Raw genomic sequence first — 12,304 nt, 5'->3', positions numbered from 1 at the left:
ATGGAGAAAAAATGTCATACATGCTTTCACTAAGCGAACAGACAAAACTGAACGCTTTCCTGTCAGGGATCCTTGATGATTACAAGACTGGGGTTATCACTCAGATACAAGCTGTTGGTAAAATCGGTAACGTGTTTTCTGCACTGGAAAGTGGAGACTCAAAAAAGGTAGTGCATTTGTTGACTGAAGGACGAAAACTCCTGCGGACGGGCTGAATGTCCGCAGAAGGTCTACTGTGCCAGGGGATGCAGAGAAGTCTATCAACCTGGCTTCATTTATCATGATGTTTTTCTACTACGCGGCTGTTTTGACTTTCCAGTACCTCCCCCTGCCATTGCACCAGTCAATGTATCAATGGTGCCTTTCAGGGATTCTGAGATTGTTTTCTCTGCCTCCAGGGTAGCTTCCAGCTTCATTACTTTGGACTGGAGCGTTTTTAATTCACTGCTTTGTTCAGCCACTTCCGCTTCATAGCCCTGGCTGACCAAAGTTACTTTTTTCAGGTCGGCGCTCAGCGACTCGTTTAGTTTATGGAGTTCAGTAAGCTCGGCATTCACCGCCACCAGGTCACCCTCCTTCCCGGACAGTGCACTTTTCAGCTCAGCACAGAGGTTCTGTGCAGCAATCAATTCCTGTTCAAACCTGTCCCTCTCTGCCTTTGTATCTGACACAGTCTGACTTAACTGGTCGCATTGTCTGGAAAGACCGGCATTATCAGAACGCTGAGTGTTGATCTCTTCGTTCAGCTTTTTTTGATATTCAAGGTGACCAGCGATCTCTGTTTTACGTTCAGCCAGTTGCTGGGAGAGTGAGTCATTTGACTGCTGTGCGAGGCTTAATTCATGCCGTGTGCTATCTAACTGGTGATGGCAGGTTTCGAGTTCTGCTTCGGCAACATTCAGCCTTGTTTCTAACTCCTTGACGGTACTGTCCCGGATCTCTAATCGACCCTGTAGCGCCTGATTCTCAAGTTTCAGCTCATCCATATCGGTAGCGCTTTGCTCAAGCCGCTGTAAAAGCTGCGTTACCTCCTCCTCCAGCTGCATGCTACGTGCTTCAGCTTTTTTAACACTATCACTCTGTATTGCGGTATAGCTTCTACGGTAGTGCCAGGTGATGTACGAGATAATATCGCCGAGTGCAACCTTCACCTCATCGGGTATATCCAGGTAACGGGCCTCTTCAGGAACCTCTTTAACATACTTCTGGTACTCAGCGAACATCTCCTGTGACCTTGCAAACGAGCCGCCAACAGCGTTTCTGAGCCAGTGAACTTTGAAGCTCAGATCGATATTTTCCGGGTTAATTTTTTTCTCTTCGCACAGACGTTCGATTGCATTGAAGTAATCGATCATCGCAATAGATGAGTACCTTGAACGACCCATTTCCTTTGATTTTTCTGTGGATTCGCTGCGGATGTCATTCTGCACCTCTGGCGAGGTAGCATCGTTCAGGCTTTTTTCTTTATCGTTTTCGATCATCATTTTTTTCCTGCGGCCGGAAGCTGGTTTGCAAAATATATGCTGATAAGATCGTTCAGAGCATTCAGAAGCGAGATACTGTCGATACAAATATGAACGTTTCCATTCTCAAACAGGCGACACCGCCAGCCATTCTCATCGCAGACCTCGCCTGTGAAATCTGTATTTCTCATGGCCGTCAGCCTGTCGACCATACTCAGCCCACCGCCGGTTGCAGGTGTTGGAGTATCAGAACAGATGCATACAATATTCTCAAAGTCGCGTAAACAAAAGTGATTGTCCTGCGAGAAACCGTTGTACCTCAGTACGTTCACACCAGGAAAAATCCCCCGAAGAACAAGCTTTTTCGGCATTGTATATTGCCGTGCATTGCTTTTAAAACTTCGGTCAAGCTTGTTGAGAACATCAACGAAACCTTCTGCAAGCGTGTCTCGTCTGTTAGCCAGTGCATGCTGTAATGTTCCCTTAACAATCTCCAGGGAAGCGACGGGCGGATCCGTACGTAGGGATTCGTTAAAGGCTTCTTTTTGCTTATGGTTCCAGTACCGGTCCATACCTATTTCTTCAAAGAGCCTTTTCCACGTTTTACGGTCAATTTCCTTACGCCCCTCCTCGATGGTGCGATCCAGTGACGACGGAAGACCAAATGCGTTGGGCTGCATAATTCTGCTGGTGAAGAGAGAGAGACCGCACAGTTCCGACGCTTCCGAGATTAACCGCATCCCTTCTTCGAATTTCTGCATGGCCATATCCCGGGCGCTGATGAGCTGCCCTGTCCGGCTCGCCGGTACTGGCTCAGAACCCTGGTTTTGAGTCATTTTACACTCCATTTTGGTATGTCAGAACATTTTGATTTGAGCAAAGGTAGGTGTACACAGACATTAAAGTTGTCTCCTTTAACATGAAAAAGACTTTAAAGTTGTCTACTTCTTCAGATAGACCTACTTAACAGGATACTAAGTAGGTCATCTCCTTTCTCGCGTAGCATCTCTCGACGTTCACAGCAGAGGACACGTTTCAAAATGTCATCCAAAATTTTTTTCCATTATCTGACGTTGGGTGATTTTGATGGTCAGCGAGTAGAGGCTTTAACAATGTGGGTTGCCCTGAGCAAAGTAAGGGAAGTAGATGTACCAGAAATGTACGCGTTGCCTTGCATGAAGGGGGGCATCTTAAAGCTCATTGATTAAACAAACTCACTATGCCGCTACAAACAGCCCAAAACCGTCACTTGATAACGTGTTATTTAGATAAATTAATGCTCAGGGCTTTTAGCCAAACTGTCACTTGATGTAAGAATCCAGAACCTTCAGCACAACGTCCAGGTCTTCTTCTCGTTTCTGTTCTTCACTTTCATGAACAATATGTTCAGTCAAATGTCCTTTAATCACTTCACGCAATAAACCATTCACGGCACCACGTATGGCGGCTATTTGTTGCAGTACAGCGGCACATTCGTGAGGTTCATCAAGCATTTTTTTCAGCGCAGCAACCTGCCCCTGGATCTTGCTTGTACGTGCTTTCAGTTTTTGTTTATCGCGGATGGTATGTGACATGTGGGCTCTCACTCTCCTGGATATTTTATGTAACTATACCAGCGTTATTCTACTGGGGGGTAGTATATTTTACTGGGGGGGAGTAGAATCCGGCCTACACTTAATAACCAAGAATGATTCTCATGAACGAATTTACGACACTTCTTCAGCAAGGCAACGCATGGTTTTTCATCCCCAGCGCCATTCTGCTTGGCGCGCTTCATGGACTGGAGCCCGGGCACTCCAAAACAATGATGGCAGCATTCATCATTGCTATAAAAGGCACCGTACGTCAGGCCGTGATGCTGGGTGTCGCGGCAACATTGTCGCACACTGCAGTCGTATGGCTGATTGCTTTTGGAGGGATGTATATCAGTAATAAATTTACCGCAGAATCAGCCGAACCCTGGCTACAGATGGTCTCTTCAGTGATCATCCTTGGTACGGCTTTTTGGATGTTCTGGCGAACCTGGAGCGGTGAGAAAAACTGGCTGGAGGGAATGCAGGAGAATGAACATCATCACCATGACGAAACAAGGTTGATCGATACTGGCCATGGAAAAGTTGAACTGTCCATTTTTGAAGAAGGACAACTTCCCCACTGGCGGCTACGCACTCTTAGTGGCCAAAGATGGGCTTCTGAAGATATCTCATTAACCACACTTCGGGAAAACAGTACGATCTCTCAGACTTTTGAATTTGTTGATCATGGTGATTATCTGGAGTCAACATCTCCCATCCCTGAGCCTCACAGTTTCAACGTACGTCTGTCTCTGGGACATCGTGGTCATGTCCATGACTATGATGTGGCGTTCGCTGAACACGACCATGACCATGACCACTCTGAGCTTGATGGGCTGGATGTGAATTCGAAAGAGTATCAGGACGCTCACGAACTGGCTCATGCCAATGACATAAAACGCCGCTTCGACGGGAAAGAAGTAACCAACGGGCAAATCCTGATATTTGGACTGACAGGAGGGCTTATCCCTTGCCCGGCAGCTATAACTGTATTGTTGATCTGCCTTCAGCTTAAAGCGCTTACGCTGGGTGCCACACTGGTTGTTTGTTTCAGTATCGGCCTGGCATTGACCCTCGTAACGGTTGGAGTGGGTGCGGCGATCAGCGTTCGTCAGGTCGCCAAACGCTGGAGTGGCTTCAATACCATCGCCAGAAGAGCCCCCTATATTTCAAGCGCCCTGATTGCTGCTGTTGGGATTTACATGGGTATACATGGCTGGAATGGGCTGGTGCATTAACACCGGTACTGATGACACACACTCTGGGTACTTACAAAGTACATCCTAAGCGCCACCGTTGAGGTTATGAGCAGAAAAACCCGGAATATAAAGCTGCTCTTTCCGGGACTTGTTGCTGAGGCAGGGATTAAGTAACTGATTAAATCCATTCCCATAAGACTCAATGATAAATGAAAGAATAAAAAAAACGCTCCCGGACGGGAGCGTAAGCCAGTGACTTCGGCGTCAAATGAGGGTCTAACAAGTGGAGCTGCGGGTTAATTCTGGGTGATCTGGCTGCGATGCTTTTCAGCCTGCTGCTGATGAATAACGGAAGACTGACCATTATTCGCCTTCTCGTGCACAACAGCGGCTTTTTCATGCTCGTTCATTTCTGAAAATGACGTTGCTGATTCGTTGGTGGCCCCTGGTTTGCCTTTCATCATTTTTTTATGCATCTCCGCCATGTCCTGGTGGGCAGAAGCGTTGCCGTTTTGCATCATTTCATGGGACATTGCAGCCTGATCGTGTCCGCTCATATCCATCATTGTCATACTGTCTCCCTGAACAGCGCTTTTTTCAGAGGTTGACTGCATCTGATGGGCGGGTGCCTGGGCATTATTTACCTGGTCATGCATGTTCATTGTCTCTGCAGCCATGGCGGATGAAGCGACAGCCATAATGGCAACAAATGATACAAGGATCTTTTTCATGGTTGGGTCTCCGGTGTTTTCATACCCAAACAATCAACGGCTTATAACAGAGAAAGCATTTGATCTCAGGGCGGGTTATTCATCACTCCAGGAACCAGGCGATTGCGTTATCACTCTGCTCCTGATTTATGTATGATTATAAAAAACCGCCTCTGTTTATCGCGTGACTGAATGATGACAATTTTGTCACCTTCCAGGTTTCTCCTGAAGAACGGGATTAATCCATTAACAGGCGCACACTGAACACAATTTCCCGCCCCTGCTGTTCTGCTGACAGCTCGCCGCCATGAGCATGAATGATCGACCTTGTAATTGATAATCCCAGCCCCGCGCCTTCCGTGTTGTGGACCCTTGATGAATCAGCTCGATAGAACCGATCAAACAAACGTTCCAGATTAGCGGGAACCTGGCCGGACATCGTATTCGTAATCATCACGTTCACACAGTCACTGTCACGCTCAAGGTGTATCGCTGTACAGGTGTTATCGGGAGAATACTTGATTGCATTGGAAAGCAGGTTACTGAAAGCACGTCGCAGCATATCGCTGTCTCCGGCAACAACGCCCTCTCCTTCAACGGTGATTGTCTTTCCTGTTTCGTCTGCCAGAGGCTCGAACAGCTCACGTAATTCATTCAGTTCGGCGGCCAGATCCACATCATGTTTATCCAGCTGCAGCAGACCATGCTCTGAACGTGCCAGAAAAAGCATATCACTGGTCATTCGTGACAACCTTTTCAGTTCTTCCAGGTAAGCGAATAAGATTTCGCGGTAATGCGAAACATCCCTTTCCTTAGCCAGTGCAAACTGCGTCTGCATCATCAGATTACTGACCGCTGTGCGCAGCTCATGCGCGATGTCAGACGAGAAATCTGACAGTTTCCGGAATGACCCCTCCAGGCGATCGAACATGTTATTGAACTCCTGCATGGTCTCAGAAATTTCCGGCGGAGCCAAATCGGGATTAAGACGCTGATCCAGGCTGTGTACGGTCATGGAGGAAGCCAGACTGGTCATTTCCCGTAGCGGTTTCAGACCAATACGTGTGGTCAGCCAGCCCAGAAAAACAGAAATAAAGACCAGACCGATATTGAACCAGAACAGCCAGGTACTGAGCTTATCCATAAACAGGGTGTGATACCCAGTATCCGTGGCAACCGTAATGATGACATGTTTGCTTTTACCCTGTTCCGGCGTCACGGCAACCCGCCGCGAGATACTGCGGTACACGGTGTTATTTTCTTCCGTCTGGATCATATAGTCGAGAATATCACCCGACTTATTAAGCAGGACCGCTGGAACAACAGAATTTTTGGCATAGAGTTCAACAATTTTTTCATTTTCCATGTTTTTTATAGAAATGAATAAACCATTGTGCCCTACCATCGCATCGTTTATTTTTTCTGATAATGACTTAATATCCGTTTTGTTCCGGAACGTCTCTGTTTTAAGAAACTCTTCGGTGAGCTGAAGTTTACCTGTCAGAAAATCGCGGTCCTGATTATCGAAATAGCCATTAAGGGTGCTAATCAGGATAAAACTTGATAACCACCATACCGTAAGCATCACCGCGGCTTTGTTGAATAAATCGAACTTTTGCTGAGTTGAAGGATCAGATCACGCATCTTCCCGACAACGCAGACCGTTCCGTGGCAAAGCAAAAGTTCAAAATCACCAACTGGCCCACCTACAATAAAGCCCTCATCAACCGTGGCTCCATAACTTTCTGGCTGGATGATGAAGCTATTCAGGCCTGGTATGAGTCGGCAGCGCCTTCTTCACGAGGCAGACCTCAGCGCTATTCTGACCTTGCCATCACGACTGTGCTGGTCATTAAACGCGTATTCAGGCTGACCCTGCGCGCTGCGCAGGGCTTTATTGATTCCATTTTTTCTCTGATGAACGTTCCGCTACGCTGCCCGGATTACAGCTGTGTCAGCAGGCGGGCAAAGTCGGTTAATGTCAGTTTCAAAACGCCCACCCGGGGTGAAATCGCACACCTGGTAATTGATTCCACCGGGCTGAAGGTCTTCGGTGAAGGCGAGTGGAAAGTCAAAAAGCATGGCCAGGAACGCCGCCGTATCTGGCGTAAGCTGCATCTCGCCGTTGACAGTAAAACACATGAAATCATCTGCGCTGACCTGTCGCTGAACAACGTTACGGACTCAGAGGCCTTCCCCGGGTTAATCCGGCAAACCCACCGGAAAATCAGGTCAGCCGCCGCCGATGGCGCTTACGATACCCGGCTATGTCACGATGAACTGCGGCATAAGAAAATCAGCGCGCTTATCCCTCCCCGAAAAGGTGCGGGTTACTGGCCCGGTGAATATGCAGACCGTAACCGTGCAGTGGCTAATCAGCGAATGACCGGGAGTAATGCGCGGTGGAAATGGACAACAGATTACAACCGTCGCTCGATAGCGGAAACGGCGATGTACCGGGTAAAACAGCTGTTCGGGGGTTCACTGACGCTGCGTGACTACGATGGTCAGGTTGCGGAGGCTATGGCCCTGGTACGAGCGCTGAACAAAATGACGAAAGCAGGTATGCCTGAAAGCGTGCGTATTGCCTGAAAACACAACCCGCTACGGGGGAGACTTACCCGAAATCTGATTTATTCAACAAAGCCTCGTTAAGGTTAACCTAAGATTTCAGAATGATAATCTCTGCTTTGCAGCGAATAAGGCAATCATAATATTAGATTGAATTGTTGTAATTATCATCAATGTTTTTACTGGTTTACTATTTTCCGGAGGTGTTAATGCCTGTACTTTTCAGGGTGAAAGTTATTCCGCTGGTTTTACTTCTGGCAATGATCTTTGCGTTTTTACTTAACTGGCCAATATTGCTGCATTTTTACGAGATTTTGTCGCATTTAGAGCATGTCAAAATTGGTTTTGTCATTTCTATTCCCTTTGTTCTGGTTGCGGCGCTTAACGTTGTTTTTATGCCTTTCTCAGTTCGTTTTCTGCTGAAACCTTTCTTTGCTTTACTGTTTATCACTGGCTCACTGGTCAGTTATTCGACACTAAAATATAAAGTAATGTTTGATCAAACGATGATTCAAAACATTATTGAAACTAACCCCCAGGAAGCGCATTCCTATCTTAATGGCTCAATTATTATATGGTTCGTCTTTACCGGTATCCTTCCTGCCATCCTCCTTTTTTCAATAAAAATTCAATATCCTGAAAAATGGTATAAAGGCATTGCTTACCGTTTGCTCTCCGTGCTGGCATCGTTGAGTTTGATTGCAGGTGTTGCCGCACTTTATTATCAGGATTATGCCTCTGTCGGCCGCAATAACTCGACATTGAATAAAGAGATCATCCCGGCGAACTACGCTTACAGCACTTTCCAGTATGTTAAGGATACGTACTTTACGACTAAAGTGCCTTTCCAGACGCTGGGGAATGATGCTAAACGCGTCGTCGCTCACGAAAAACCCACGCTGATGTTCCTGGTGATTGGCGAAACGGCACGCAGCCAGAATTTCTCGATGAACGGTTATTCGCGTGATACCAATGCCTTTACCAGCAAATCCGGCGGCGTTATTTCGTTTAAAAATATGCATTCCTGCGGTACCGCTACCGCAATATCCGTTCCGTGCATGTTCTCGAATATGAATCGCACCGAGTACGACAGTAAAAAAGCATCTAACAGTGAAAATTTCCTCGACATCGTGCAGAAAACCGGTGTCTCGCTGTTATGGAAAGAGAACGATGGCGGTTGTAAAGGCGTATGTAGCCGCATCCCGACTGTCGAAATTAAGCCTAGTGATAACCCGAAACTGTGCGATGGCAAAACGTGCCATGACGAGGTGATGCTGGAAAACCTTGATGATGAAATCGCCAAAATGCCAGGTGATAAGCTTGTCGCCTTCCATATCATTGGCAGCCATGGACCGACTTATTACCTGCGTTATCCGGCTGAGCATCGCCACTTCATGCCCGAATGTGCACGTAGCGATATCGAAAACTGTACTCAGGAACAATTGGTCAACACCTACGACAACACCCTTCGTTATACAGACTATGTATTAGCTGAGATGATTGAAAAGCTAAAAAATTACAGCGATCAGTACAACACCGTGCTGCTTTATGTGTCCGATCATGGTGAATCATTGGGCGAAAGCGGGCTATATCTGCACGGCACGCCGTACAAACTGGCACCGGATCAGCAGACGCATATTCCGATGCAGGTCTGGATGTCACCGGGCTTTATCGCCGGGAAACACATCAACATGTCTTGCCTTGAAAATAATGCGGCGAAAAAATCATATTCCCACGACAACCTGTTCTCATCGATTTTGGGGCTGTGGGACGTAAGCACCAGCGTCTATAATCCTGACCGCGATTTGTTCCGCGAATGCCGTGGCTAATCGATTGTTAGTATAACAAAAAGCCTTACGGCAACCTGGTTGCCGTAAGCTGCAAGAATGCAATAAGGCTTATAATATGAAACAACTTACTTTCAACGACCTACGCAAGCAAAGCGCACAAGCCGCAAATTCCCCCCGCTTACGTGCCCATCATAATTTCCACCCTGAATTGAGCGACCCGGTGCAGCGTCTGGCTATTGCTATGGAACCGGGAACTTATGTTCGCCCTCATCGCCACCCGCATACTTTTGAACTGCTGACATCCCTTACCGGTCGCTTTTTGGTATTGAACTTTGATGACCTGGGTAACCTGACCCAGCGCGTCGTGTTAGGTGAGGACTGTAAAGTGCTGGAGATGGATGCAGGCACCTGGCATACCGTATTGTCACTGGATGAAGGCGGCGTTATTTTTGAGGTAAAACACGGTAGGTACCAGCCTGTTGCTGATCAAGATGCCGCCCCATGGGCCCCCGCCGAAAACGAGCCGGGAACTGCAGAGCTGATGAAATGGTACACACAGGCGCAAGTAGGTGATGGCGGATATCCGCGGTAATTAATGCGTTGCACGGAGTGCCATTCTCTCCTTCGCGCCAACTTCAAAGGCTAAGACGCTTCCTCCCAAATCACCTACTCGTAAACCTGTGGCAAGAGTAGAAAATCATCTTATGCAAATAACAGGCAATATCCTTACCGAGGTCGGGATGCAGGCAAAACACCAGCAGAACGCAAAGTATCTCCAGTAAGAGTACAATTTTCATCTACATTTTATCGCGCAGATTGCAGTGGCAGGACAATGCTGACCAGTACGCCTGAGGTAAACTGGCTGGCAGGGGCTAAAGTAACTTTCCCACCCAGCCGCGTGACGCATGCTTTGACTATCGCTAAGCCCAACCCAGAGCCGGGTTGGGTCACGCCTTCAGGGCGATAAAATGCATCGAACACGCGCATCCTTTCTTCTGCGGCAATACCGGGACCGTTATCTTCAACTTTAATGATCGCTTCGTGCTGCGATACCATCACGCTGAGATCAATTTGTCCGTGTTCCGGTATATAGCGGATTGCGTTTTCTACCAGATTTTTCACGATAATAGTGAGTGTGTATTTATCGGTGTAAACCAGCTGACTCGCACTGGCAGTTTCCAGTACGCCAATATCAATACTTTTTTCCAGAGCAAGTGGATGCAGGGATTCAATCACCTCCCTGAATAACTGTGTAATGAGCAGAGGCTGATTATTTCCTTGCCGCGTATTTTGCTGTTCGCGGGCAAGCAGAAGCAGCTGTTCTAACAAGTTTTTGGTTCGGCTTAACCCTTGTTGCAGGCTGTTCAGCCGGAATTGCGCTTCGGGCGACATTTCGCTCGCCGACAGCCGCTCCGCCTGTAGCGACAATGCCGTTAGCGGGGTACGTAACTCATGGGCCGCATCGGCGATAAAACGTGACTGTGTCTGCATGGCATCGTTAACTTTGTGCAACAATTTATTGATACCACCCACAAATGGACGAATTTCATCAGGAATGGCATCTTCAGGGAACGGCGTCAAATTGCGTTCATCTCGCTGATGCACCTCATCGGCAAGGAGTGAAACGGGGCGAAAGGCTTTCCGGATCAGATCAGTCGCAACCAGCAACAGTATCGGCAACAGCAGACTGAGCGGGATCAACGTGCGCAGTGCGCTTTCAAATGAGATTTCGTCGCGTACGTCAAGCTGCTGACCAATGGCGACCAATTGGGTGGGTGAAAGTCGATGCACCAATACACGATACGATTCTCCGCCGGAAATTACGTTCTGAAAACCTTCATGCATGGGCGTTTCCAGCTGAAAAGTGGGGTCGCGGGCCTGCAGGGAATTACCGTTTTCCGATATGAATTCCACCACCACTCGGGAATCATTATCACCATCCAGTTGCTTAACAAGAGTCTGCGAGTCAGGGTTGTCATATATCACACTGGCGATTTGGGTCAGGGTGCCATCCTGTAGTTCATGGGCTTCGTCGAGTGCAAAATAGAAGGTAAGACCACAGGAAATAACTGCGGTAAATAAAATGGCGACGCTCAGGGCTACCGAGAGCTGTAGCTTCAGAGAGTTTTTCACTCGCTTTTGGAAACCAGCCATCCGACCCCCCTGACATTTTTGATGGCATTCCGGCCGAGCTTTTTACGTAGAGCGTGGATGAAATACTCAACAGCGTTACTTTCAATCTCATCCCCCCAGCCATAAATACGGTCTTCAAGATCGCTGCGAGAGAGAATACCGCCGGGGCGCTGCATGAGTGCTTCCAGAAGAGCATACTCGCGCTTCGAAAGTAAAAAGTTCTCTCCGCTGGCCAACAAACACACTTCGTGACTGACCGGGTTCAGGCTGAGCACACCGTTACTCAGCAATCGATCACTGTTGCCGTTATGTCGTCGCAAAACAGCGCGTATCCGCGCGAGCAGTTCGCTGAACTCGAACGGTTTAATTAGGTAATCGTCTGCTCCACTGTCGAGGCCGTGAAGTCTGTCCGTAAGGGCATCCCGCGCGGTGACAATCACCACCGGTACGGATGATCCCTGACGGCGAAGTGCGTTCATGACGCTAAAGCCGTCCTGTCCCGGCAGCCCAAGATCCAGGAGCACAATGTCATAATGCTGCGCGAAGCAACTGGCCAGCGCATCATTGCCATTTTTCATCCAGTCCACCGCATACGACGCATCGCGTAACGAATTCGCCACCACGTCGCCGATCATCAGATCATCTTCAACCAGTAAAATTCTCATCGCGTTGATAATCCCTATGTGTAGTGGCTCGCAATCGAAATCCCTCCGACTCGCAATCAGCGCATATTTCGGCTCACATTAACTGCAAATGAAAAACGCCCCCGACTCACATTAAGTGACAATGGGTAATGACTCCAACTTATTGATAGTGTTTTATGTTCAGATAATGCCCGATGACTTTGTCATGCAGCTCCACCGA

Annotated in this window: 13 protein-coding genes; 5 read left to right on the top strand and 8 right to left on the bottom strand. The window is 47.9% G+C overall.

All coding sequences use genetic code 11. The annotated features are described in order from the left end of the window. The first annotated feature begins 11 nt into the window (after positions 1-11). Complete coding sequence (locus tag QMN38_RS24865; protein ID WP_000121164.1) at positions 12-215, top strand: hypothetical protein; 204 nt, start codon at positions 12-14, stop codon at positions 213-215. A gap of 63 nt (positions 216-278) precedes the next feature. On the opposite strand, the gene QMN38_RS24860 is transcribed toward QMN38_RS24865, so the two are convergent. From QMN38_RS24860 to rcnR, 3 genes are all read right to left on the bottom strand, one after another. Beyond that, positions 279-1,484, bottom strand: coding sequence for a coiled-coil domain-containing protein (locus QMN38_RS24860; protein WP_001371952.1), 1,206 nt, complete (start codon positions 1,482-1,484; stop codon positions 279-281). Then, positions 1,481-2,299: a DUF4942 domain-containing protein gene (locus tag QMN38_RS24855; RefSeq protein ID WP_000193207.1), complete on the bottom strand. Its 819-nt coding sequence runs from the start codon at positions 2,297-2,299 to the stop codon at positions 1,481-1,483. Before QMN38_RS24855 ends, QMN38_RS24860 begins: the two co-directional genes overlap by 4 nt. A 465-nt stretch (positions 2,300-2,764) precedes the next feature. Then, complete coding sequence (rcnR, locus tag QMN38_RS24850; protein WP_000019951.1) at positions 2,765-3,037, bottom strand: Ni(II)/Co(II)-binding transcriptional repressor RcnR; 273 nt, start codon at positions 3,035-3,037, stop codon at positions 2,765-2,767. 122 nt (positions 3,038-3,159) lie between these two features. Here rcnR and QMN38_RS24845 point away from each other — a divergent pair, with 122 nt between their 5' ends. Beyond that, positions 3,160-4,275, top strand: a complete 1,116-nt coding sequence (locus tag QMN38_RS24845; RefSeq protein ID WP_001572377.1) for a nickel/cobalt efflux protein RcnA — start codon at positions 3,160-3,162, stop codon at positions 4,273-4,275. A gap of 257 nt (positions 4,276-4,532) precedes the next feature. Here the strand turns inward: QMN38_RS24845 and QMN38_RS24840 are convergent, their stop codons facing one another. Together QMN38_RS24840 and pcoS are read right to left on the bottom strand one after the other, a co-directional pair. Next, entirely contained in the window at positions 4,533-4,967 is a 435-nt protein-coding gene (locus QMN38_RS24840; protein WP_000723070.1) for a hypothetical protein, read from the bottom strand. Positions 4,968-5,184: 217 nt separating this feature from the next. Beyond that, complete coding sequence (gene pcoS, locus QMN38_RS24835; protein ID WP_004248839.1) at positions 5,185-6,531, bottom strand: copper resistance membrane spanning protein PcoS; 1,347 nt, start codon at positions 6,529-6,531, stop codon at positions 5,185-5,187. A gap of 38 nt (positions 6,532-6,569) precedes the next feature. Here pcoS and QMN38_RS24830 point away from each other — a divergent pair, with 38 nt between their 5' ends. From QMN38_RS24830 to QMN38_RS24820, 3 genes are all read left to right on the top strand, one after another. Further along, positions 6,570-7,538, top strand: coding sequence for an IS5-like element IS903B family transposase (locus QMN38_RS24830; protein ID WP_072196614.1), 969 nt, complete (start codon positions 6,570-6,572; stop codon positions 7,536-7,538). Positions 7,539-7,726: 188 nt separating this feature from the next. After that, positions 7,727-9,346 carry a phosphoethanolamine--lipid A transferase MCR-9.1 gene (locus tag QMN38_RS24825; RefSeq protein WP_001572373.1) on the top strand — a complete coding sequence of 540 codons (1,620 nt, stop codon included), beginning with the start codon at positions 7,727-7,729 and terminating at the stop codon, positions 9,344-9,346. 76 nt (positions 9,347-9,422) lie between these two features. Further along, complete coding sequence (locus tag QMN38_RS24820) at positions 9,423-9,899, top strand: WbuC family cupin fold metalloprotein (RefSeq protein ID WP_001572372.1); 477 nt, start codon at positions 9,423-9,425, stop codon at positions 9,897-9,899. A 212-nt stretch (positions 9,900-10,111) separates the two neighbouring features. Here QMN38_RS24820 and qseC-like read toward each other — a convergent pair whose 3' ends face one another. The 3 genes from qseC-like to QMN38_RS27095 form a co-directional block, all read right to left on the bottom strand. Continuing rightward, on the bottom strand, positions 10,112-11,461 hold the full coding sequence (qseC-like, locus tag QMN38_RS24815) for a QseC-like sensor histidine kinase (RefSeq protein ID WP_001572371.1): 1,350 nt from the start codon (positions 11,459-11,461) through the stop codon (positions 10,112-10,114). Next, the gene (gene qseB-like, locus QMN38_RS24810; RefSeq protein WP_001572368.1) at positions 11,437-12,105 is read right to left on the bottom strand and encodes a QseB-like response regulator transcription factor; all 669 of its coding nucleotides are present in this window, start codon (positions 12,103-12,105) and stop codon (positions 11,437-11,439) included. The genes qseC-like and qseB-like overlap by 25 nt, the downstream gene beginning before the upstream one ends. A gap of 139 nt (positions 12,106-12,244) precedes the next feature. Beyond that, positions 12,245-12,304: IS1 family transposase (locus tag QMN38_RS27095; protein ID WP_071528444.1), on the bottom strand; the 60-nt coding region annotated here is incomplete at its 5' end.

Origin of the sequence: Citrobacter sp. R-1.5.2 (assembly GCF_035064245.1) — a bacterium.
GTDB lineage: Bacteria > Pseudomonadota > Gammaproteobacteria > Enterobacterales > Enterobacteriaceae > Citrobacter.
This window is presented reverse-complemented; position numbering and strand designations above follow the sequence as displayed.